Below are 22901 nucleotides of genomic sequence, written 5' to 3'. Positions count from 1 at the left end.
GGCGTATCCAGAATACTTTTTGCAGGACACTATTGCGATGAAAAACATTCTCCTTCTGAACGGCGGCAAGGCTTTCGCCCATTCTCATGGTCGTCTGAACGATACGCTGCATGGCGCCGCCCTTGAACTGCTGTCGAATGCGGGTTTCAGCACGCGGCAGACAAAGATCGACGCCGGGTATGACATTCAGGCGGAAGTCGAGAATATCCTGTGGGCTGATCTGGTCATCTATCAGATGCCGGGTTGGTGGATGGGCGCGCCATGGACGGTCAAGAAGTATGTTGATGAAGTCTTTACCGCCGGTCATGGCACGCTTTATGCCAATGATGGGCGCAGCCGGTCGCATCCTGGGCGCAAATACGGGTCAGGTGGCCTGCTGCAGGGGAAGCATTACATGCTTTCCGTGACATGGAACGCCCCGGAAGAAGCCTTTGTCGATCCGGCACAGTTCTTTGAAGGGAAGGGGATTGATGCGGTCTATTTCCCTTTCCACAAGGCCAACCAGTTCCTGGGCATGACGCCGCTTGCAACGTATCTTGCGTCAAACGTTATGAAGGAACCGGCGGTTGATCGGACCGTCGCGCGCTATCGTGCCCACCTCGCAGAAGTTCTTGGCTTTGTCCTGCCAAAGGGTGGCGCTGAATCGTAGCCCGGATCGCAGGGTTTTGCCGGACAACATGGAACCGAGAGAATAACATGAAGACATGGATACGTTGGGGCAGCGCCGGAGTGGTCAGCCTGGCAGTGCTTGGTGCAGCGACATGGGAGCTCGTCCTGCGTCCGGAAAGTGCATCCCTTCCCGTGACGGCAGGAACAGGCCCGCATCCTGATCTGCCGCGGCCCAACCATACCCTGTTCCCGACCGTCAATGTCGCGACGCCCGTGGGCTGGGCAGACGGGCAGACGCCCGCACCCGCTCAGGGGCTGACGGTTGCACCCTATGCAAAGGGGCTCGACCACCCCCGATGGCTTTATCGGTTGCCCAATGGCGATATTCTGGTGGCCGAGAGCAACTCGCCCAAAACGGATGTCCAGACACTCAAAAATCGCATTGCCGGGTTCGTGATGGGCAAGGTTGGTGCGGGGGAGGCCAGCCCGAACCGGATTATCCTGCTCCGCGACACTAAGGGCGATGGGGCAGCGGATACCCGCACGGTGTTTCTCGATCATCTCTATTCGCCCTTCGGCATGGCGCTGGTGGGTAATGATCTGTATGTCGCCAATGCCAATGCAATCCTTCGCTTTCCCTATCATGATGGCGACACGCGGATTGATGCACCGGGAACCAAGGTTGTGGACCTGCCGGCAGGCTACAACCACCACTGGACAAAAAACCTGCTCGCAAGCCCGGACGGGCGTTTCCTGTATGTGACCGTCGGGTCCAACAGCAATGTTGCCGATAACGGGATGGAGGTCGAAGAAGGACGGGCACGGATCGACCGGCTCGATCTCACCACGGGAAAGCTGACACCCTATGCAACCGGGCTGCGCAACCCGAACGGCCTGGCCTTTGAGCCGGAGAGTGGTGCCCTGTGGGTGGTGGTCAACGAGCGCGATGAAATCGGTAGCGACCTCGTCCCCGACTACATCACATCAGTCAAGGAAGGCGCATTCTATGGCTGGCCTTACAGCTATTACGGCCAGCATGTTGATGTCCGGGTCTCGCCACAGCGACCGGACCTCGTCGCGCAGGCGATCGCGCCAGATTACGCGCTTGGTCCGCATACGGCCTCCCTTGGCATCACCTTCTCTCAGGATGCTACCCAGCTTCCGGACGCCTGGCGCCATGGACTGTTCGTCGCACAGCATGGATCGTGGAACCGCCGTCCCAAGAGTGGCTACAGGGTCATCTATGTGCCGTTTGCCGATGGGAAGCCGTCCGGGTCGCCGGTTGATGTGCTGACGGGTTTCCTGATACCGGACGAAGCGCATGTGCATGGTCGTCCCGTGGGCCTTGCGATTGACAGGTCGGGCGCATTGCTGGTGGCAGACGATGTGGGCGGTGTCGTATGGCGTGTGTCCGGTAACGCCGCCGAATGAATGGGGTGTAGACCGGCCGTACCCGGCTCATTTCTTTTGGATCGGTTCTGAGATGACATATGCTACGCTCATGACGGACTGATGCCGTCAGGGGAGCGGTTAGGCAACTTCCTCCACCATAGGTCATTTTCGGCATAACTGCCTGCGAACCACGAAAACTGTCCGGATTGACCTGCTTCAGCACAGGTATTGCACCCGACCCGCCATGGTATGACCTGAAGGTTGCCCCGACAGGCCTGTGCGTGACAGATGAAGTCCTGACCAATGGGGTGACCTGATGCCTTACTCATCAATCCACGATCTGCCAGACCGGGTCCGTCTGCACCTGCCCACCCATGCCCAGGAAATTTTCCGGGCCGCATTCAACAATGCCTGGACCGAATATGGCGCGAAAGGTGAAGACCCCGAGGAAGCAGCCAATCGCGTGGCGTGGGCGGCAGTTAAGCGTAAATACGTCAAGGACGGTAACGTCTGGGTCGCACGGAACGATGCCTGACGGGTATCATCCGTTGTAATGCCCGCCGGACCTGTAGTGTTTCAGACGCATCTGCCTGTCCTCTGAAGGACCATATCACTCTTAAACAGATCAACCACGCTGCCGGGTGCATCCGGTCCAAAAAACAGGTCCAGATTCTGTGCGGACCGGCGCGCCACTGCGTGGCTTTGTGGAAAAAGTGCCGCCTCATAGGCCGCCACGGCCGCGTTCATGTCATCGGGGCGGGCGATGAGCGATTGGCCGAGTTCCGCGCCGTCATACAGGGCAAGATTGGCCCCTTCACCCGCGAACGGGGACATGAGATGTGCGGCATCGCCAATCAGGGTCACGCCCGGTCGATGCTGCCACCGCAGTCCGGGCGGCAGGGCATGGATCAGGCGGATCGCTGGATCGGCAATACTGCCGGTAATGACGCGTGTCAGATGCGGTGCCCAGCCCGCGAACTGCCGTGCGATTACGTCCAATCCCGCGTGGCTATTGCTGAAATCAATGGACCTGAGCCATGTTTCCGGCCGGTTTAGCGCCACATATCCCGTCACACTTCCATCGGCATTGCGATGCACGATGATGCCCTTGCCCGGTGCCACTGCCATCAGGGTGCCCGTGCCGATTATCGTACTATGCACGTCGGCCACAGGACATGCGATCTCGATAAAGCAGGTGCCTGAATAGACGGGCCGGGCAGGGGTGAGAAGCGGGCGGACTTTCGACCAGGCACCATCTGCACCGACCAGCAGATCCGCTGTGGTTCTGGCGCCATTGGTAAAAACGATCTTATGCTGGCCGCTGGTAACCGGCAATACAGACGTGACTTTATGACCCCACCGGATCGTGGCAGGGGGCAGGGAAGCGATCAGCATGCGGCGCAGTTCGCCCCGGTCAACTTCAGGGCGCGGGGACAGGGTCTGTCCCGCCCGGTCGAACAGGATGGCCCCCTTACTGTCCACAATCCGCTTCGCATCCTCGCCGGGACGGACAAGGCGGCGGAAAGCATCATGTAGCCCCGCCGCCTTCAGCGCACGCTGGCCGTTATGTTCATGGATATCAAGCAGGCTGCCCTGTTTTCTGGCGGCAGGTGATGTCTCGGCCTCGTAGACCGTGGCCTCGATCCCGTGCAGGTGCAGGATACGGGCAAGGGTCAGGCCGCCAGGGCCAGCCCCGATGATCGCAATGGTCCGTCGCATGATCGCGCTCCCTGTAACGCATCGGCATCTGCCAATGCGGGCTGTGTTTTTCGGAGACGCTGGCCGATCATGCCGGGGCATGAAGGACGTACGGGCGACAGCCTTGGAGCCTGACAGTGGGCCATGGGCAGTCGTTTTTCGCGGGGTCTGAGCGTTACAACAGACGGGACGTTCCCGCAAGGAATGGCGGCAGGGCTATATCCGTCATGCAGGGCGACGGTCATTCCGCCCGCCAGATTACGATGCCGATACCCGCGATCCGGCGATGAGAATATCGACCAGACGCTTCGCACTGGTCTCCCAGCCGGGACCAGCCGCATAGTTCGATACACCCGCCAGGGCGCGCAGCAGGTCAACCGGCTCAATATCCGCGCTGATGTCACCACTGGCCACGGCGGCTGCCACAAGCCCGTCAATCGCACCCTGCAGGACCGTGCCGGACTGGGCATAAAGTGCGCCCGTGCCGCCTGCCAGCCCGTTGAGGGCAGGGGCGATCACCAGCTTGGCGGCAATATAGTCAACAAACAGCCGCATCCACGCCCGCAGCGCCTCGACGGGCGGATGCTGGGCGGCGAGGACCGGTGCCGCATCGGCAAGGCGGTCCAGTTCAGCGCGATAGACCGCCTCAATCAGTGCATCACGATTGGGAAAGTGGCGGTAAAGCGTGCCGATCCCCACGCCTGCACGTCGGGCGATCTCATCCAGCGGGATATCGACTTCCCCCGCCGTGAACGCGGCCTTGGCCACGTTCAGCAGGTTTGTCCTGTTGCGCTGTCCATCGCTGCGCGGTCGGCGGCGCGGCTTTTTTTCGTCGGTCACCGGTTTCTCTCTTGTTAAACGGAGCAATACTCCGCATATATCAAGCGGAGCTACACTCCACATAACATCCCGCAGGCCATTTCGGCAAAAAACGGATGCATCCTTTCAGGGAGTTTTCCCCATGACACAGACTTTTGGCGCAAGCTCGACAACGGACGATGTCCTCTCCGGCGTATCGCTGCAGGGCAAACGCGTGCTTGTAACCGGCGTTTCTGCCGGTCTGGGCGTTGAAACCGTACGCGCCCTTGCTGCCCATGTGGTGGGTGCCGCGCGCAATCTGGCAAAAGCAGAACAGGCCACCACGCAGGTCCGTGCGGATGCGGCGCGTGGGGGCGGGAGCTTCGAACTGGTCGCCCTTGACCTTGCGGATCTGGGCAGTGTCCGCGCCTGCGCCGATCAACTGAACGCAACCGGCCTTCCTTTCGATCTGGTGATCGCCAATGCGGGCGTGATGGCGACGCCATTCGGCCATACGAAGGACGGGTTCGAGACGCAGTTCGGCACCAACCATCTGGGGCACTTCGTCCTCGTCAACCGCATTGCGGGGCTGATGCGCGCCGGTGCGCGGCTGGTCAACGTGTCCTCGGCCGGACATCGCTTTGCGGATGTGGACCTGAAGGACCCGAATTTCGAGCATACGCCGTACGATCCGTTCATCGCCTACGGGCGCTCCAAGACAGCCAACATCCTGTTTGCCATAGCCTTTGACACACGGCACCGCGCGCGCGGCGTGCGTGCTACAGCGGTTCATCCGGGTGGAATCCTGACCGAACTGACGCGTTACATGCCAGCAGGTGGCATTGAGGCGATGGTGGCGCGGATCAATGAACAGGCTGCGGCTGAGGGAAAACCACCATTCCAGTTCAAGACCATTCCGCAGGGGGCGGCCACGGCAGTCTGGGCGGGCATAGTGGGGGCGGCTGATGCGGTTGGTGGCCATTACTGCGAAGACTGCCACGTCAGCCCGGTCGTGCCCGATGACCAGCCGATCAGCCTGGTCAGTGAAGGGGTGCGGGCTTACGCGGTCGATCCCGCACATGCCGAGGCGCTGTGGGCCAAAAGCGAGGAAATGGTCGGGGAAAAATTCTCCTGAGTCACCCCTGTTCCTGTTTGTGGCATAATGGACGCTCCTGACGCCCGGACAGACAGTTTACCGATATGAATGGCCCGGACGCAGGGGGATGGAAGATGTCTCCCTGCGCTTCCGTGCGAGGATATTGAATGCGCCTTGTTGTTTTCGGCCTGCCCCTTCTGGTCGTGATCCTGAACTGGCTCTGGCCGTTACCGCTTCCGCTGGGGATGAAGGGAATTGCTGCGGCACTGGTGGTCGTGGCCGCACTTTACCACTACTGGTCCCGGCTTTCCTCGGGTTCCATCTTTGCCCCGGAATTTCCCCGGCCTGTCATTATCCTGTTCAACTGGGCATTCGGGGCGATCGCGTTTCTCATGCTGTTCCAGATCGCGCTTGATATCGGTGCACTGCTGGTTGCGCTGATAACGTGGCAGCCGGTGCGTATCCCGGTGGCTGCGCGGGCGGGTGTGGGTGGTCTTGCCGGGATGCTTTCTGCAATTGGCGTCGCCAATGCGCTGCGGGTACCGCCGATCAGGGATGTGAGTGTGACCATTCCCGGCCTGTCGCCAGCATTTGACGGCTATCGGCTGGTCCAGTTGACCGACATGCATATCAGCCGGCTGTTTCCCGCCCGATGGGTAAGGGCAGTCGTGGAGCGCACTAATGCGGCCGGGGCCGACATGATCGTCGTGACGGGCGATTTCATTGACGGGTCGGTGGCCATGCGTCGTGCTGACGTCGTCCCGCTTGCGGGGCTGCATGCGCTGGATGGTGTTCTGGCAGTCCCGGGCAACCATGAATATTTCTTCGATTACACCGACTGGATGCAGCACCTGTCGGCACTGGGCTTTCGCATGCTACTGAACCGCCATGCGGTCATTACAAGGGGAGGCGCCAGGCTGGTCATTGCAGGTGTTACCGACCAGTCAGCACCCGCGCATGGGCAGACTGGCCCCGATCTGGCTGCGGCCCTTGCGGGTATTCCTGCCGGTGCCCCGGTCGTGCTGCTTGATCACCAGCCCGGGGACGCGCGTGAAGCTGCCGCACAGGGTGTTGCCCTGCAACTGTCGGGGCATACACATGGCGGGATGATTGTTGGCCTCGACCGTCTTGTCGCGCGCGGCAACAGCGGGTTTGTTTCCGGGCGCTATGATGTGGGGGGTATGGTGCTTTACGTCAGCAATGGCACCGGGCTGTGGCCGGGCTTTGCGCTCCGGCTGGGCAGGCCATCCGAGATCACCCGTTTCACTCTGCATGCGGGATAGGGGGAATTTTATCCTGATATGGAAAATTTCAGTATTCCAATGCGCTTTCCTGTGTCGTTTGGATCCTGTCCGTCCGGTCCTTCAGGGGACCTCTTTTTACGCAGTGAACACGTATGCGCGTCGTATGACCGGCTGACCGATCTCATTTCAGGACGGCCTGCGCGCTGTCTTCAAAACCGGTTTACGAGCCTGAGTGACAGTGTCGGCATTCCACCGCTTCCCGATTGCCCCATTGCCTATGATGCGGGGAAAGCACTCAACAAGGCTGCCAGAAACTGTGGTGAAAGTGGTTTTGGTGCTTATTGGGCCGGACAGGGCGCCCCACTGGCCCGGGCTATGCCAGTGGGTCAGCTCATGGACAAACTGAAGGAAGAACTGCACAGGGCACATTATTCAAAGACATAATCGCCAACCTGCCCGGCGTTGCCAACTTCATTCAAAACTGGATAGTACGGTTCGATACCTTGTGGTGGATGTCGAGGACGCTGTGGCACTGTCAGATGCCACTGATCTCTGAAATCGAATATGCCTCAGGAATTCTCTACCTCCTCCTTCTGTGTACATGATATGATGACACACAAGGAGGAGACCATGAGCGAGCATCTTTCAGATAACGCCGCATCCCCACAGAAAATCGGTGTTCGGGAATTCCGGGGGAACCTGACAGCGTATCTGCGTCAGGTCAGACAGGGCAGTACGATCCTCGTGACGTCTCATGACGAGGTTGTGGCTGAACTGCGGCCACCAGCTCCTTCCTATCGCCCCCGCCGTCAGCCAGGAGCTCTTCGCGGGCGGATCAGAATGCGCGAAGATTTTGATGCGACACCGCCGGACATTCTTGAAAGCATGGAACGTGACCTGTGAAGGTTCTGCTCGATACGCATGCATTGCTCTGGTGGCTTTCGGACTCCGACCGGCTGGGTGAGAATGCACGGGAGATCATTGCAGATCCGGTCCACGATATTCTGGTGAGTATCGTATCATTATGGGAGATTGCGATCAAAATCTGTATCGGAAAACTGGATGCGGATATGAACGATATTCTGGCAGCCATTCCTGCGGAAGGTTTCTCTCTGCTGCAAATACAACCCGAACACCTGCAGATCCTGATGTCTTTGCCTCTGCATCATCGTGATCCGTTTGACCATCTCCTGATGGCGCAGGCACAAGCTGAACACGCCACATTCCTTTCGGAAGACGGACAAATGGATCACTACCCCGTCAAGCGAATACGCTGTTCGTGAAGCAGAAATTGCCGTCAGACTACGCCTTCATGTCGGTCATATAAGGGTGCAAAACTTTATCCCGTAAGCGGGGACGTCTTATGTCCGTTATGAAAAGAATAAGTTCGAATTTATTTTTTGAGCCATGAAGGCCATTGTGGGCTGAGACCCAGTACCCGAAGGGCTTTCCGATTACATGCGCCTGTCAGGCTGTTCTGGAAATAGACACTTTCCTTACCTAAGAGTTGAAGAGCCTTCTGCTCATCGAGGTAGGGAGGAGCATCAGCTCCGATCCAGTTTGCATATGCCGGTAGCCAGTCAGACATTGTCGTCGGTTGGTTATCTACGATATTGTAGATGCCGCTTGGCGCTGTAAGGGCCGCCACCGTTGCCTGTGCAGCATCCTCTACATGGATGAAGGAAAATATGCTGCTCCCCTTGCCGATCAGAGAAACTTCCCCCTTGAGAAGATGGCGACTGAATGCACCGTCGGACCAGTACCATGTCCCGGGACCGTAGAAGAACCCATAGCGCAGCCCGATACCTTCCATTTCCTGTGCGCTTGAAACCCTCTGTTCCAACGCGGCATACATACGGGCACTGTCACCGATCGTCCCTGGAGCATTGATCCTCAAGGGTGACGCTTCCGTTGCAAGCCCTTTTCCACCATCCAGATAAAACCCGGATAACTGCTGGACATAACGTTTTACTTGGAAAGTCTTGGCTGCCTCGAAAAGATTACCACCGCCATCCAGCCGCAGTCGGCGATCAGCAGGCAGGCGCTGTGGCAGGTCGAAAGGACTGGACGGCAGGGAAGTCAGCTGATCGATCACCACGTCCGGGCGGATCTGCTCAATGAGTTCGAAAATATTGGTCCGATTAAGTGCATCACCATTCACAGGATGAACACCGAGCCTTTCGATCGTTTTCAGACTCTCGGGACGATGGGCTAGCCCCCAGACCTCATGCCCAGAATCCCGCAGAATCCTGATCAGCGGACGGCCCAATGCACCGCTGGCTCCAGCCACTAGAACCTTCATGATAATTCGATATCCTTTTGATCACTTCGCGGGAAAGACAAATGGAGCCGCTTTATCTTTGACGAAAAACGCAAGGAAACGCGCTGGCGCTGTCTGACTGGCATTACGCCCAACGAGATGGACCTCGTCTGGTCCCTCAAAGAAGCTCTGTCCTTCTTTCAGCGTTACGGGCGCGTCACCTTTGACCTGCATGGTGATGCTTCCCTTCAGGACATAGACAAAAACGGAAGCATTATGTCTGTGGATTGGATCCGAGCCTCCGGGGGCGTAATCGACCGTCAGCATGGCCCCCTCTTTGCCGGGAATATCCGAAAGATCATGGGCTAGCAGAGGCGTGACTTTGGTCTCAGCATGAAGAGACTGGGGCCAGAACCCTGCAGCCACAGCAGCAAGAGCAATAAACTTGCGCATTTTCAATATTCCAATTGGTAAAAGCTTTGTAGTGGTCAGGATATGTTCAACCGTTTCCGTTGCCTGACTTTGCTGGTACGGCGGGTCTGGATACGCTCGTCGAACCACGACTGCGCCTCTCCGAGAAAGGGAGAAGGAGCCTTATCCCGCACGGAGCGTGCCAGATCGGCCAGGGAAATCTGCGCCAGTTCCCGACGCATGGCCTGCTCAGCTCGCAGCATGACACCATGAATTTCGCAAACACCCTGCGTTGCCCACTCGGGCGGCCGCTGATCGAAGAGAGCGCAGCGACCGCGAATTTCCTGGCAGTTGAAAAGGTCCTTTGGACCCTCAACTGCATCCACCACCGCCAGAACGCTGATCTCTTCAGCCGTTCTGCCCAGTTTGTACCCTCCTCTCAAGCCCTCCACCGCGGTTAGCAGGCCCGCCTTTTCAAGCTTGGGAAGCAGCTTGGCGATAAACGCCGCTGGAATGTCCTGCAGTTCTGCCAAATCGAGACTGCTGACAGGTTCGGGATTATCGACCAGCCAGAGCAGGCTGTGCAGGATATATTCGGTTCTTGCGCCATAAAGTGCCATACGAGGACCTTACAGGTCCGCGTTTTGAATCGCAAGACGCTGTACTGGTCATTCTGACCTTGCAGCCACCTCGAATGTAAATGCTGAAATGTCCCTTTCTGAAAGAAGCGGCGACTAAGCCGACGTTCCGCTTCCCCTGAAGGGTTTCGGGCGCCGCGAGGCGTACGAAAGTCTGGGAAGACCGAACCCGCGACACCGGGACTCAGTTATGGGGAATTTGCAACTGGCGCTACCCGGGGGAGAGCCTGAGCCAGAGCATACAGGTGCGTTTGTGGAACTGGAACGGGTTTTTGTGACCGGATCTGCATGACGCGATGACAGAACTGGCGGTGCAGACAGCGATTTTCCCGGTTTTTCCGGTGATGCGTACAGGAGCCCCGGTTTGCCGGCGCGGAGCCACTCCGACATCGGGATCGGTCATGCTGTCGTATCTGCGGGCTGTCATGGTGATCCCTTGGTTGGATCACTCGCCTGTGGCGGCCCTCGGGGCTGGCACCATCGGGGAAGGATCTGGATGACGACCATCGGACCACCACAGCATGGGCACGGCGGTGGCGTGACCGGTTCGGCTTCCGGGACTTCTGGCGCTGGTGTGGATATGACATTCAGCAGTTCCCGCACCCGGGCGAGGCTGGCCTTGCGGCTGGAACTGGCCAGCAGGCCATAATGGCGGATGCGATGAAATCCCCGTGGCAGGACATGCAGCATGAAGCGACGGATGAACTCATCCGTGGCGAGTGTCATGACCTGCTGCTGGTGGGCCGTGTCCCGCCGGTAGTCCTTGTAGCGGAACGTCACGCCGTTTTCGTTGAACGCCAGGAGGCGACGGTTCGAGATGGCGACGCGGTGGGTATAGCGCGACAGGTAGGCCAGCACCGCTTTGGGGCCGGCAAAAGGCGGCTTGGCGTAAACGACCCAGCGCCTGCCGCGCACGGGGGCCAGATACCGCAGAAAGGTACGACGGTCTGCGAGAGGGGCAAGCTGCCCCCGGAAGACCAGCCGGTCGGCATCGAAAAGTGCGAGCAGCCGGGTGAGGAACAGACGGCGAAACAGCTTGCCCAGCACGCGAACGGGCAGCAGGAAGGCAGGGCGTGACGAGATCCAGCGCCGGCCATCGGGCGAGAGACCGCCACCCGGCACGATCATGTGCACGTGGGGATGGTGGGTCAGCGCCGAACCCCAGCTGTGCAGCACGGCGGTGATGCCGATGCGGGCACCCAGATGCCGGGGATCGGCGGCGATCGTCATCATCGTCTCCGAGGCGGCCTGGAACAGCAGGGCGTAGAGAACGGCCTTGTTCTGGAGCGCGATGTCGGCGATCCGCGCCGGCAGGGTGAAGACGACATGGAAATACCCGACCGGCAGCAGATCGGCCTCCCGATCGGCCAGCCATGTCCGCGCGGCGTTCCCCTGGCAGCGCGGACAATGACGGTTGCGGCAGCTGTTATAGGCGATCCGCCAGTGTCCGCAGTCCCCGCAGGCCGCGACATGACCACCAAGGGCTGCCGTGCGACAGTGTTCGATCGCCGCCATGACCTTGAGCTGCTGCAGGGGGAGACGGCCGATATGGGCTGCCCGCCAGGCAGGACCGGCAGCCCGGAAGATGTCCCCCAGTGCGAGGGAGGCGGACATGACCGCCCCCGCCCGGGGATCAGCCGTCGGGCCTCGCCTGCGTTGTCGCCAGCATGCCCAGTCTGTCGAGCGGACTGATGACGGCCCGCACGGTCCGTGTCGCAACTTTTGTATAAAGGGCCGTGGTCTCCAGACGGGAATGACCCAGCAGAACCTGGATCACGCGGACATCGACACCATCCTCAAGCAGGTGCGTGGCAAAGCTGTGCCGCAGGGTATGAGGCCCCACACGTCTGGTGATCGAAGCAGCCCGCGCGGCATCGACAACCACACGATGGAGCTGCCGTGTGCTGATGGGCCTCATGGTGTCCTGCCCGGGAAAAAGCCAGCCACCGGAATGCATCACGCCCTGCTGGCGTCCGGCCTTCCACCACTCCCGCAGCAGGGGCAGAAGGTCTGCCGGAAGCATGGCGTTGCGATATCGTCCCCCTTTGCCCCGTTCGACCCTGAGCAGCATGCGCTCGCTGTCGATATCGCTGATCTTGAGAGCGGCGACCTCGGCCACCCGCAGGCCTGCCCCGTAGGCGACCGACAGGGCGGCCTGATGTTTGAGGCATACGGTCGCGTTGAGCAGACGGGCAACCTCATCGCGGCTCAGCACGACGGGCAGGTTGCGGGGCTGCGCCACCCGGACCAGCTTGCGTGCAAGGTCGGGGCGGTCGAGCGTCTGGGTGAAGAAAAACCGCAGCGCCGACACGATGGCATTCATGGTCGGTGTCGGCATGCCAGCCGCGTTCTGCGCAATCTGGAACTGGCGCACATCCTCGACTGTTGCCGTGTGAGGTGAGCGGCCCAGAAACGTGGCGAAACGGCCGACATCGCGAAGGTAATTGCGCTGCGTCTCCCGGGAGAACCGCCGCACCGCCATGTCATCAAGCAGGCGCTGGCGAAGGGGACTGATTGCAGCAATGCACAGGGACTCTGTCATCATCCGGCTCCTTCTGGTGGGAAGAAGCCAGAGTGCTTGGCCCGATCAGGACAGTTCCAAATAAAACAGATCGCTCACGCCGTGGTGACAGACCTGCACACCGCACCAATCCCGCGCAGCGGGTTCGTTCTGTCCGCTCAAGGAATGTGAAGCGGACAGGCCGCAGACGCTTTCATGTGGGTCATAAGAAAAGCCGTCGAGGCCTTCCGAAAGCGGTCATACCTTCGCGCAAAAATATGGGCATACAAATGTACATAAACATGTGCTATATCTTGATCACCAGTCTATAGGAGCAAAGCTATGGTTCGCGTGCATTCTGGCACTCCATCACGTCGCCCCACAAATGTGACGCTACCCGCTCAGCTGCTCGAAGAAGCCAAGTCGTTAGATCTCAACATATCGCAGGCCTGCGAGCAGGGGATTAGGTCAGCGATCGCGTCGATCCGTGCTCAGCAATGGCTGGCAGACAATCGCGCTTCCCTCGAAGCTTCACGGCAATATGTTGAAGAGAACGGGCTTCCCCTGGCGGACTATCGGAACTTCTAAGTGGCCCGTTTTGATGTGTATCGTCTGGCCGGACGGGGAGAAGCACGTTTCGTTCTGGATGTGCAGGCAGATCTTCTGGATGCTCTGGGTACCCGTGTCGTTGTTCCGCTGCTGCCGCAGGGAACCGCACCAAAGCCTGCAAAGAGGCTGAACCCGGTGTTTATGGTTGACGGTTGTCCCTTTGTCATGATGACGCAGTTTATGGCCGCAGTTCCTGACCGTGATCTGAAGAAGATCATTGCTTCATTGTCGCTTTGCCAGGACGAAATTACTCAGGCGCTCGATCTGCTTCTCACAGGTTTCTGAAACGCGACGGTGGTCGGCTTATGCCTTCATTTCGGACATTGAGGTCATTCCAGATAAACCAGAAAGCAGATATTCGTGATGGTGACTTCTCTTGAAAAAATGGATTCAATTCTGAAGGGAGCCCAAAGAGATGTAAAGATTGGGAGATCAATAGAACGTCAACTAATGACTGCCTTGAAATGAAGGATACTATGATAGGTGCTTTCAGTGATGCGGTCCTGACCATTTTCGATCGCGATGAAGTCTCCGTTCTCCTCACCCAGGCTTTTTTTGACAATCCGGCCCATGTTTTCCTCTATCCCGATGCCGTAACCCGGCGCGCGCGCCTGATGTGGCTGATGAAGGCGAACCTTGGCGTCCAGTTCGCGCTGGGACGGAGTTTTGCGGCGCGTGACCATAGGGAAAGGGTTGCCGCCATGGGGTTCTGGCACCCACCCGGCTCTCCTGAAGCATCTCCTGCTCTGTTGGCACGTCATGGCCTTCTGGCATTGCCCTTCCGCCATGGGCTGGAGACCTTTCGATGCACGTTGAAAGTCATCAACATGATCGAGGCCCGGCGGAAAGCATGCCTGAATGGGCACCCAAGTTGGTATCTCAATAATATGGTTGTTCGTTCCGATTGCCAGGGGCGCGGGTTGGGTTCCAGCATATTGCGGCGCGAACTGTCATACGTAGTTGATACATCCCCATTCCCGGCATCACTTGTTACCCAGAAACCACAAAACGTGACCTTCTATGAGAAGCTGGGATTTCAGGTGACGAACGACGAACCCATTGCCATCAATGGCCGTAGCTTCCCGAACTGGATCATGGTCAGACAGAAACCGCGCTGACTTCCGATCATCGGAGACCTCCATCGATAATAACTCCAGCGTACGTTTGCTCTTGAACGACCATTCAATGCCTCTCCCCCGTCTAAACAGCCTACCTGCTCAACGAATGGCGGCCTGCAGGCTGTAGTCGCCCTTATTTCAAGCACCCAGAAGGCTGCTTGACCATTCGGTAAGCGGACCTATGATCACAAGGGATCAGTTATAGTTGCCGTGAAGCTTCATGTCTGGACTATGACTTGTGATACTGGAAGCCCACTGTATTCTCACGAACCCACGAGAGAAATCCAAGTGTGGAGCATATAGATGAATAAGCGGTCGTGTCTTGTGGCGCTCTCCATTGCCATGATCGCTTCAAATATTTTGCCTGCAAAAGCTGACAGTTTTGCTGAACAAACGCGGGATGCGTTCCAACCCGCGATGAAGGAATACGATATACCCGGCCTTGTTGTCGGCATTACCCGCAACGGCAAACATGAATTTTATGCCGCTGGAGTAGCATCACGAGCCGATAACCGCCCTGCCACGCCTGATACTCTGTTTGAACTCGGCTCAATAAGCAAAATTTTCAATGTAACGCTTGCAGCATTGGCCGAGGAACGCGGTGAACTCAGCCTCAATGACACAGTGGCACATCATGTCTGTGCAGACGCCTGCTCGATAGGCAATCGGCTGACCCTCATGGATCTGGCAACGCACCATTCGGGAGGACTGCCTTTACAGGTGCCAGACAACATAACCGACGTCGATGGGCTGGTGACCTGGCTAAAGAACTGGCACCCGCCGGAACCGGGAGCAAGAAGCTATTCCAATATCAGCATCGGAATGCTCGGCTATATCACCGGCAAGGCCATGAACTCGAACTATAAGCAGGTCGTGCAAGACCTGCTTTTTCCGATGTTCGGGCTGCAGCATACCTGGATTGACGTACCAGAGAGCGAAATGGGCCAGTACGCCTGGGGATATGACCGAAAGACCAACGCACCAATTCGAATGACCCCTGGCGTTTTGGCCAATGAAGCCTACGGCGTAAAATCGAGCGCCCGGGACATGCTGAAGGTCCTGGATGTGGAGATGGGGCAGGGGACAGCTTCGGAAGAATTGCGTAAGGCAGTCAGGAGAACCCATGAAGGACAGTACAAAACAGCGTTCTTCACGCAGGATATGATCTGGGAGCAATACGCCTGGCCCACTGAGCTGCAGAAGATGACACTGGGAAATGGCTATGACTTTATTATGAAGCCACAACCAGAACAGAAGTTGAGCGCGCCGCTCTCCCCCCAGAAAAATGTTTTCCTGAACAAGACTGGATCAACGAACGGCTTTGGTGGCTATATTGCGATCCTGCCCGGTGAAAATATCGGCATAGTTGTCCTGGCGAACAAAAACTATCCGAATGAATCCCGGGTGAAGGCGGTCTACTCGCTCATCGAGTCACTGAATTCCAAGCCTTAGTCGCCATCGGCGAAAACGTCTGAGTTTGAAGACAGGTGTCCGAAACCGGACATTCCAATGCTCCCCAAGGCAGACTTTCCATTCCAGCTGTTCATGCATGAAAAATTATCGTCGAACAAAAAGGGCATGATCTCCGAAGCGAATATGTCTGCCGGCGTCTCGTGTCTGCTCTGTGCGTCTTCACGCGTGCCTTTGCTGTTCATACACGCGCAGATTCAGATCCGTGAGATCCAGGATAGGTGTAGGGATCTGATGGACGCGTGCTCGCCTGACCAGATCACCAATAATCTGCTGCGCCTCCACAGGCGCATCCTGCAGCAGATCCCGGAACATGGAGGACGTCAGGGTGGAGTCCGTTTTCGTCAGAAGACTGACAGTGCCCTTCAGGGTGGCATCCCGCAGGGGATAGCCGGCAGCGGCGGCCGTTGACGCACATTGAATAGTCCCTAGATTTCTGGGCGCCCGAGCTTCTAGCACTACAGTTGCATTTTGTGTTGAGTTCTGAATCTATGGGTAACCATGATTCAGGATATGATGAGTGGCGGTACGTCTGTTGAAGAGACGCTGGAATTATGGGCGCGCTCGCTTCGGTCCGCCAAGGATCGGATGGCGCCGCTGTTCACGCAAAAACGTGTCGTAGATTCGGCCTGTGCTTTTCTTGATGTTTTGATTGGCAATGAACCACGCAAGACGGGATGGATGCGAGCGGAAGCCGCAGGAGATCCTGGTCCATGGCGGCAGCAGGCGCTTCTGGGACGCGGGCACTGGGATGCCGATGCCCTTCGTGACGTCGTCAGGGATTATGTGATTGAGCATCTGGGCACTGAAGAGGGCGTGCTGGTCATTGATGAGACCGGTTTTCTGAAGAAGGGTCAGGCGTCCTGCGGTGTGGGGCGGCAGTATACGGGATCTGCCGGCAAGATCACGAACTGCCAGATTGGTGTGTTTGGCGCTTATGTTTCGGAACGGGGGCATGCCTTTATTGACCGCGCCCTGTATCTCCCGAAAGACTGGACATCAAAGCCTGAGCGTCTGAAGCGGGCCCACGTTCCCGATGACGTGGTGTTTGCAACCAAACCGGCGTTAGCCTCGATGATGATTGAGCGAAGTATTGAGGCCGGTGTGCCGTTCCGCTGGGTTGCAGCAGACAGCGTGTATGGCGTGGGCGACGTAGAACGCACGCTTCGCCGGGCAGGAATTGGATATGTGCTTGGGGTCAAGGGCAATCACTGGTTCGGATCATGGGCAACGGAACCGCTGATTGCCGGAGAGGCGAAAGATATTGCAGCAGGACTGCCAGACCAGGCCTGGCGTCGTCTGTCAGCGGGGCACGGCACAAAAGGTGAGCGACTTTATGACTGGGCGTATCTTCCGCTTGCTGATCTGGATGCTGAAGAATTTGACTGCCCTATAGCCGGACCATGGACACGTGGCCTGTTGATCCGCCGAAACATCGCTGACGGGGACCTTGCCTATTTTACGACCTGGAGCCCGAAAGGGACAACCACGCAGGAACTGGTGAACGTTGAAGGGACGCGCTGGAGGATCGAAGAAGGGTTCGAGACGGCCAAAAACGAATTTGGTCTTGATCATAACGAGACCCGCTCCTGGCATGGTTGGCATCGGCATGTCTCTCTGGTCATGCTGGCCTATGCCGTCATGGCCAGTGTCCGTTACCAGGCAAACTCACTGAAACCGAAAAAAACACAACTCAGAACACGACAGTCCTTGTCCGCTGGTCCATTCAGGAGATCAGGCGCCTCGTCGTAAAACTTGCACAACGCAGACTACCCGTCTCTCACATCCTCAGATGGTCCGTCTTTCGACGAACGCATCAGGCCAGTGCTATCCGCGCTCACTCACGACACAAAATGCAACTGTAGTGCTAGGCACAGGACTCATTCTTTGAGATAAAAGATGAAGCTTGCTGCGATGTGGATTGCAGACATGAATGTATGAGCGCAGCGGTCGTATCTGGTCGCTACACGTTGCCAGTCTTTCAGCTTTGCGAACATGTTTTCGATAAGGTGGCGCTTTTTATACAGGTGCCAGTTGTAAGATGGCTTTGATTTCCGGTTCTTCCTCGGTGAAATGCAGGCGGTAATGTTCCGTTCGACAAGAGATCGTCTGATCCGGTTGCTGTCATAACCCCGATCCCCGATGACCTCTTCTGTTTCTTCCGGCAGGTGCGCCAGAAGAACATCTGCTCCTTTGAAGTCACTGACCTGTCCAGCAGTCAGATGAAGCCGGATCGGTCGGCCCTGACCATCGCACACGGCATGGAGTTTTGAGTTCAGGCCGCCTTTCGTGCGTCCGATATGGCGGAGAAAAACCCCTTTTTAAGCAGGGAGGCTGCTGTCCGGTGTGCTTTCAGATGTGTCGCATCGATCATCAGGCGCTTCGAACGGCCAGTCTGTTCTGTCAGGGCGACGAAGATCCGGTCAAAGACACCCAGGCGGCTCCACCGGATAAAGCGGTTGTATAAGGTCTTGTGCGGACCATACGCTTTTCGGGGCGTCTTTCCACTGAAGACCGTTGCGGATCACGTAAACAATCCCGCTCAGAACACGACGGTCATCCACGCGTGGCACTCCGTATGCCAGAGGGAAAAACGGACTGATCCGTTCCATCTGGCTCTCAGACAGCAAAAACACGTCACTCACAGCCTAATCTCCATCGGTAAGCCTGTGAATCACAATGCCCCACTCAGTTCAATAAATTAATAGGTCCTGAGCCTAGCGAGAAGAGCGTTTTCGCAACGATGTCGCGCGGTCGTGCTTCGGTCTGCAGTCCGGCCTCGATCAGGACGATCGCGATGACAAACAGCACACAGACCGTCACGATCGTGGCGATGAGCGTCGGCGCCATGCCGGTATTGCCGACAAGAGGCAGGACGAGCGGGAAGCCGACGAATCCCGTATTGGCGTAGCTCGCGTTCAGTCCGTCAATGGCGGCATCGGCAAGATGATGTCCTGTCGATATTCCTTCGCGTCCAGCCCGAGAACCGTGCAGAGCGCCGTGACAACCAGCATATGGTCCTCCCGTTGGTCCAGTCCCGAGACGGTTACGGAGCCAATCACGCCGGTTTTGTCCAGCACGATCGGGAAGGCGCCGCCATACGGGGCATAATCCCGGAGCGGCAGGCCATAGCGTTCCTCAAGCGTCGCGCCCTTCGCTTTCATTTCAAGCCCGATTGCGTAACTGCTCCGCCGATAACGATCGACCACGTTGCATTTGCGCCGGATCCAGTCGGTATTGTCCGGCGTCGATCCGGGTAGGGCGGCAAAGAACAGGGGACGGTTGAAGGTCCGGACATCTATGGCGATCGGCGCCCGGTTCGTTTGTCCCCATTCCCGCAGGAACTGGCCCAGTTGCCATGCATCGGCCTCGTCGAAGTTCGCAAAGGCAAGTTCGCGCTCCTGCTGCGCGATCATGCGCAGGTCATCTGCTATGGCCATGCGGCGATTTCCTCATTGGTGAGATCCAGCCCTACAGATGCTTTCTCACGGGCGGATCGGTTCGCAGCTTCGATCACGGCCATCACGGCCAGTGCCTGAATCGGCGGGACAGGGTTCGGACCAATACCTGTCAGTGCGTCCGCGATGCCGGCATAATAGCGTCGCTGGTCGCCCATGAGTGCCGGAATCTCCTGTTCCGATCCATTTCCACCGTAGCCAAGAAGCGGGTCGGGATCATGCCCCCAGCCAGCAGCGCCGGGTGTCATGCCTGCAAGGAGTTGGGCTTCCTGACCGTCCGGCCTGCGTTTGAGGATGCTGCCCTTCTCGCCGTGTACGACGAAACGCGGCACCCCGCCTGCAACCAGCATGCTGCCGTGCAGGATCACGCGATGCCGGTCATATTCCAGCACGACATGCGCCCAGTCGTCCGACAGGGCGCCTTCACGCTGCTTCATCAGGTCGCCATGCACGGCGCGGGGCAGGCCAAACAGGCACAGCGCCTGATCGACCAGATGCGGGCCAAGATCGAACCACAGGCCAGCCCCAGGCTCGCGGCCTTCGCGCCAGCGTTTGCGGACCACAGGCCGGAAGCGGTCGAAATGGGATTCAAAATGCGTCGCCCGGCCAATCAGTCCGCCTGCAAGCGCATTCTTTACGCTCAAAAAGTCACTGTCCCAGCGCCGGTTATGGAAGACGGACAGCAATCTGTCCTGCCGGGCCGCCAGCGCCACCAGTTCGCGCGCCTGCGCCAGGGTTAGCGTGAAGGGTTTGTCCACGACGACGTTCCTGCCAGCAAGCAGCGCCTGTCGTGCCAGCGGGGCATGGTACTCGTTCGGCGTTGCGATAACGACAAGATCGACATCCTCACTTGCAATGAGGGTTGCGGGATCAGCGTCAACCGCAACATCGGGCAGATCGGCATGCACCTTCTCGCTGTCGCTCGATGCGACACGGGTAATCCGCATGCGCGGTTCGGCCATCAGCAGGGGTTTGTGAAATGTCTTTCCCGCAAATCCGTAGCCAATCAGGCCGACGCGGATGACGGGAGGAAACTGGCTCATGATCCGATGCCCCTTCAGGATGCTATGATGAATTCCGGCCCCGTTTGCCCTATGTCGGCGCTGGCCGGAGAGCGGTCCGAATAGACACGGCAGAATTGCGCTAGGTCTGCGACGTGGTGCGGTTCGACATGGCCGAATTTGAGATGATCGGCGAGCAGCCAGACTTCGCTGGCAGCATCGATCATACTCCGTTTCATGTCGGCGTCGCGTTCCTCGCCTGCTGTCACCGCTCCGTGGGCGCTGACCGCGCAGGCCCCAAGAATGGCAATGTCGGCGCGATACAGGCCCAGAACGGCCCGGGCCGCCGCACCGGAAAACAGCTGTTGCCGGGAATCCCATTCCCCACCCGCCAGAATCAGCCGGAGTGCTGGCCGTCCCTCGATCCGGCTGGCGATATCGAGCGAATTGGTGATGACCGTTGCTGGCACTGTCAGTGCCTCGGCCATTGCAAGCGTTGTGCTACCGGCATCAAGGAACAGCGTGGCCCCGGCCGGAACGGCCGCCGCCGCTGCTTTGCCAATCCGTTTTTTCTGCACGGGCAGCAGGCCGGAGCGTGTCGTGCGCGCCATGCCGCCAAGATCAATCGACACGGCCCCACCGTGTGTCTTGTGAAGGCAGCCCTGCTTTTCCAGCTCGCACAGGTCGCGCCGGATGGTGTCATCCGACACGTCCAGAGCCGCCGCTGCCTCAGACACGAGCAGTTCGCCCGTGTCGGTCAGCATCGCGAGCAGGCGATGTTGGCGTGAAAGTTTGCTCATATGCGGTCTCTAACAAATACCGCATAAACACGCAATATAATGCATAAAACCGCAAGTCTTGGTTATAAACTGCACGGCTGCGTGCCCCGGACAATCCCGGATTTCCGGTTTTTTCAGGGAATCAGCAGGAGCTTGCCGGTCGTCTTGCGGCTTTCCATGTCGGCATGGGCGCGGGCAAGCGCCACCTGCAACGGGCTCCCCCCGATATTGGTTGCGATCTCGGACAGGACATTTGACTGGATCGGGCTGAACCCACCCAACGGAAAAAAATAGTACATCGGCAATGCCCTGTGTCGTCAACGCATCGATCAGTTTATCATCCTTTCTATGAACGAGGTTGGAATGGTTTCTGCATGCATACGACTGGTGCGATCGTCTGCGCTTCGGCTACTTGCGCAGCAGTCGCATTTTTGGGAACCGCATAGGGTGTAATCCCACGAGACGTCACCCTACCTGGCGACATGGCGGCAGATTGGCTATACGATGACGATCAGCACAGCTATCAGAACAACAGCGGATGCAAGCAGGCTTAGAAATTTCTGCACCGGATTTCAAGAAAGTCACTGTTGCGCCTGCGCCGCCGCTTAGCCTGTTCTTCCTGCTGCCTTTGCTACCGGGCCAAGCATCACAGATGGTGCGATCCGCAGCGGCAGCCTAAAAAACATCAGTCGGACAAACCACGCCAAAGATCAATGTTTCCCTCACGAGCATAACGATCAATCGTGTGCAGCTCTTCCGCATCAAAGGTAAGATTCTTCAGTGCATCAAGTGAGTCATCAAGCTGTTTGGTATTTCGCGCGCCGACCAGCGCGGACGTAACGCGGGGATCGCGCAGGACCCATGCAATCGCCATCTGCGCCAATGACTGGCCACGGCTCCGGGCAATATCGTTGAGGGCACGGATATGGTTGAGGTTTTCTTCGCTCAGCATATCGCGGCTAAACGAGCCGCCCGCCGCCGCACGGGACGCTTCCGGAACGCCGTTGAGGTATTTTCCGGTCAACAACCCTTGCGCCAACGGTGAAAAAGCGATGCAACCCGTGCCCAGTTCATCCAGCGTATCCAGAAGTTCCGTTTCGATCCACCGGTTCAGCATTGAATAGGATGGCTGATGGATCAGCAAAGGGACACCGGCCTCCTGAAGTATCCGGGCAGCTTCGCGGGTTCTTTTCGGTCCATAAGACGAGATACCGATATATAATGCCTTGCCCTGACGGTGCATATGAATCAACGCGCCCATCGTCTCTTCCAGTGGCACATCCGGAGTAGGGCGATGTGAATAGAAGATATCAACGTAATCCAGCTTCATACGCATGAGGCTCTGGTCCAGTGAGGCCAGAAGATATTTGCGTGATCCGCCATTGCCGTATGGTCCCGGCCACATATCCCATCCGGCCTTCGATGAGATGATCATTTCGTCACGGTGACTCTGAAAATCCAGTTCCACGATGCGGCCAAAATTTTCCTCAGCAGAACCAGGAGGGGGACCGTAATTGTTAGCCAGGTCAAAATGGGTCACCCCACGATCAAATGCCCGCCTGATCGTCGCCCGACCAGTCTCGAAGACATCCTCCCCCCCGAAATTGTGCCACAGCCCGAGCGAAATCGGTGGCAGATCCAAGCCTGAGCGACCACACCGCCGGAAGGTTGCCTGTTCATAACGCTGCGATGACGGTGTCCATGTCATGATTGAAAATTCCTTCTGTCTTACAGCCGATTATTGTCAGGTATCTGCATAGCCGTTCGCCAACACCCGACTGGTGCACACAAAAATTAGGCACTTTCCCTGATCGCCGAAA

At 57.9% G+C, this 22901-nt stretch carries 25 protein-coding genes and 3 pseudogenes; 13 read left to right on the top strand and 15 right to left on the bottom strand.

Annotated elements, in window-relative coordinates; all coding sequences use genetic code 11:
* Positions 1-37 precede the first annotated feature (37 nt).
* The 3 genes from R5N89_RS15800 (at position 38) to R5N89_RS15790 (ending at position 2536) form a co-directional block, all read left to right on the top strand.
* Entirely contained in the window at positions 38-649 is a 612-nt protein-coding gene (locus tag R5N89_RS15800) for an NAD(P)H-dependent oxidoreductase (RefSeq protein ID WP_110570167.1), read from the top strand.
* A 47-nt stretch (positions 650-696) separates the two neighbouring features.
* Positions 697-2040, top strand: coding sequence for a sorbosone dehydrogenase family protein (locus R5N89_RS15795; RefSeq protein ID WP_110570166.1), 1344 nt, complete (start codon positions 697-699; stop codon positions 2038-2040).
* Positions 2041-2317: 277 nt separating this feature from the next.
* Positions 2318-2536: a ChaB family protein gene (locus R5N89_RS15790; RefSeq protein WP_010516322.1), complete on the top strand. Its 219-nt coding sequence runs from the start codon at positions 2318-2320 to the stop codon at positions 2534-2536.
* A gap of 41 nt (positions 2537-2577) precedes the next feature.
* On the opposite strand, the gene R5N89_RS15785 is transcribed toward R5N89_RS15790, so the two are convergent.
* A complete protein-coding gene (locus R5N89_RS15785) occupies positions 2578-3720 on the bottom strand; it encodes an NAD(P)/FAD-dependent oxidoreductase (RefSeq protein ID WP_110570165.1) in 1143 nt (380 codons plus the stop codon).
* 237 nt (positions 3721-3957) lie between these two features.
* The gene (locus tag R5N89_RS15780; RefSeq protein ID WP_110570164.1) at positions 3958-4539 is read right to left on the bottom strand and encodes a TetR/AcrR family transcriptional regulator; all 582 of its coding nucleotides are present in this window, start codon (positions 4537-4539) and stop codon (positions 3958-3960) included.
* A gap of 121 nt (positions 4540-4660) precedes the next feature.
* Here R5N89_RS15780 and R5N89_RS15775 point away from each other — a divergent pair, with 121 nt between their 5' ends.
* The 5 genes from R5N89_RS15775 (at position 4661) to R5N89_RS15755 (ending at position 8120) form a co-directional block, all read left to right on the top strand.
* Entirely contained in the window at positions 4661-5632 is a 972-nt protein-coding gene (locus R5N89_RS15775) for an SDR family NAD(P)-dependent oxidoreductase (protein ID WP_110570163.1), read from the top strand.
* Between the two features lie 128 nt (positions 5633-5760).
* Entirely contained in the window at positions 5761-6876 is a 1116-nt protein-coding gene (locus tag R5N89_RS15770) for a metallophosphoesterase (protein ID WP_110570162.1), read from the top strand.
* 18 nt (positions 6877-6894) lie between these two features.
* The gene (locus R5N89_RS15765) at positions 6895-7281 is read left to right on the top strand and encodes a nitronate monooxygenase (protein ID WP_341865167.1); all 387 of its coding nucleotides are present in this window, start codon (positions 6895-6897) and stop codon (positions 7279-7281) included.
* Between the two features lie 120 nt (positions 7282-7401).
* Positions 7402-7740 carry a type II toxin-antitoxin system Phd/YefM family antitoxin gene (locus R5N89_RS15760; protein WP_208624733.1) on the top strand — a complete coding sequence of 113 codons (339 nt, stop codon included), beginning with the start codon at positions 7402-7404 and terminating at the stop codon, positions 7738-7740.
* Positions 7737-8120: a type II toxin-antitoxin system VapC family toxin gene (locus R5N89_RS15755; protein ID WP_110570160.1), complete on the top strand. Its 384-nt coding sequence runs from the start codon at positions 7737-7739 to the stop codon at positions 8118-8120. Before R5N89_RS15760 ends, R5N89_RS15755 begins: the two co-directional genes overlap by 4 nt.
* A gap of 110 nt (positions 8121-8230) precedes the next feature.
* Here the strand turns inward: R5N89_RS15755 and R5N89_RS15750 are convergent, their stop codons facing one another.
* The 5 genes from R5N89_RS15750 to R5N89_RS15730 form a co-directional block, all read right to left on the bottom strand.
* Positions 8231-9139: an NAD(P)-dependent oxidoreductase gene (locus R5N89_RS15750; protein WP_110570159.1), complete on the bottom strand. Its 909-nt coding sequence runs from the start codon at positions 9137-9139 to the stop codon at positions 8231-8233.
* 21 nt (positions 9140-9160) lie between these two features.
* Positions 9161-9550: a cupin domain-containing protein gene (locus R5N89_RS15745; protein ID WP_110570158.1), complete on the bottom strand. Its 390-nt coding sequence runs from the start codon at positions 9548-9550 to the stop codon at positions 9161-9163.
* Between the two features lie 35 nt (positions 9551-9585).
* Positions 9586-10128, bottom strand: a complete 543-nt coding sequence (locus tag R5N89_RS15740; protein ID WP_110570157.1) for an Rrf2 family transcriptional regulator — start codon at positions 10126-10128, stop codon at positions 9586-9588.
* Between the two features lie 441 nt (positions 10129-10569).
* Positions 10570-11760, bottom strand: coding sequence for an IS91 family transposase (locus tag R5N89_RS15735; RefSeq protein ID WP_110570156.1), 1191 nt, complete (start codon positions 11758-11760; stop codon positions 10570-10572).
* 19 nt (positions 11761-11779) lie between these two features.
* Positions 11780-12691, bottom strand: coding sequence for a tyrosine-type recombinase/integrase (locus R5N89_RS15730; RefSeq protein WP_006560376.1), 912 nt, complete (start codon positions 12689-12691; stop codon positions 11780-11782).
* 342 nt (positions 12692-13033) lie between these two features.
* Between R5N89_RS15730 and R5N89_RS15725 the strand changes: the two genes are divergently transcribed.
* From R5N89_RS15725 to ampC, 4 genes are all read left to right on the top strand, one after another.
* Positions 13034-13234: a type II toxin-antitoxin system CcdA family antitoxin gene (locus R5N89_RS15725; protein ID WP_193713795.1), complete on the top strand. Its 201-nt coding sequence runs from the start codon at positions 13034-13036 to the stop codon at positions 13232-13234.
* Positions 13235-13540: a CcdB family protein gene (locus tag R5N89_RS15720; protein WP_053323965.1), complete on the top strand. Its 306-nt coding sequence runs from the start codon at positions 13235-13237 to the stop codon at positions 13538-13540.
* 179 nt (positions 13541-13719) lie between these two features.
* A complete protein-coding gene (locus tag R5N89_RS15715) occupies positions 13720-14373 on the top strand; it encodes a GNAT family N-acetyltransferase (RefSeq protein ID WP_354680729.1) in 654 nt (217 codons plus the stop codon).
* Between the two features lie 303 nt (positions 14374-14676).
* A complete protein-coding gene (gene ampC / locus R5N89_RS15710) occupies positions 14677-15825 on the top strand; it encodes a class C beta-lactamase (RefSeq protein ID WP_354680728.1) in 1149 nt (382 codons plus the stop codon).
* 180 nt (positions 15826-16005) lie between these two features.
* On the opposite strand, the gene R5N89_RS15705 is transcribed toward ampC, so the two are convergent.
* Entirely contained in the window at positions 16006-16302 is a 297-nt protein-coding gene (locus tag R5N89_RS15705) for a ketopantoate reductase C-terminal domain-containing protein (RefSeq protein ID WP_244192325.1), read from the bottom strand.
* 42 nt (positions 16303-16344) lie between these two features.
* Here R5N89_RS15705 and R5N89_RS15700 point away from each other — a divergent pair, with 42 nt between their 5' ends.
* Entirely contained in the window at positions 16345-17595 is a 1251-nt protein-coding gene (locus R5N89_RS15700) for an IS701-like element IS1452 family transposase (RefSeq protein WP_012812328.1), read from the top strand.
* A gap of 128 nt (positions 17596-17723) precedes the next feature.
* Here the strand turns inward: R5N89_RS15700 and R5N89_RS15695 are convergent.
* The 7 genes and pseudogenes from R5N89_RS15695 to mgrA form a co-directional block, all read right to left on the bottom strand.
* Positions 17724-18488 (bottom strand): annotated as a pseudogene (locus R5N89_RS15695) (IS5 family transposase).
* A 58-nt stretch (positions 18489-18546) separates the two neighbouring features.
* Positions 18547-18807 (bottom strand): annotated as a pseudogene (locus R5N89_RS15690) (AEC family transporter); the annotation flags it as partial.
* A complete protein-coding gene (locus R5N89_RS15685) occupies positions 18762-19283 on the bottom strand; it encodes a heme-degrading domain-containing protein (RefSeq protein WP_110569938.1) in 522 nt (173 codons plus the stop codon). The gene R5N89_RS15685 and the pseudogene R5N89_RS15690, both read right to left, overlap by 46 nt.
* Positions 19274-20344, bottom strand: a complete 1071-nt coding sequence (locus R5N89_RS15680) for an oxidoreductase (RefSeq protein ID WP_110569939.1) — start codon at positions 20342-20344, stop codon at positions 19274-19276. Before R5N89_RS15680 ends, R5N89_RS15685 begins: the two co-directional genes overlap by 10 nt.
* A gap of 14 nt (positions 20345-20358) precedes the next feature.
* Positions 20359-21102: a DeoR/GlpR family DNA-binding transcription regulator gene (locus R5N89_RS15675; protein WP_110569940.1), complete on the bottom strand. Its 744-nt coding sequence runs from the start codon at positions 21100-21102 to the stop codon at positions 20359-20361.
* A 173-nt stretch (positions 21103-21275) separates the two neighbouring features.
* Positions 21276-21511, bottom strand: a pseudogene (locus R5N89_RS15670) (oxidoreductase); the annotation flags it as partial.
* A gap of 255 nt (positions 21512-21766) precedes the next feature.
* Positions 21767-22789 (bottom strand): L-glyceraldehyde 3-phosphate reductase, encoded by a 1023-nt coding sequence (gene mgrA / locus R5N89_RS15665; RefSeq protein ID WP_110569941.1) that lies wholly within the window; start codon positions 22787-22789, stop codon positions 21767-21769.
* Positions 22790-22901 lie beyond the last annotated feature (112 nt).

The organism is Komagataeibacter sucrofermentans DSM 15973, from assembly GCF_040581405.1.
Classification (GTDB): Bacteria; Pseudomonadota; Alphaproteobacteria; order Acetobacterales; family Acetobacteraceae; genus Komagataeibacter; species Komagataeibacter sucrofermentans.
Note: the sequence above shows the minus strand (reverse complement) of the source record. Positions and strands in the feature narration are given on the sequence as shown.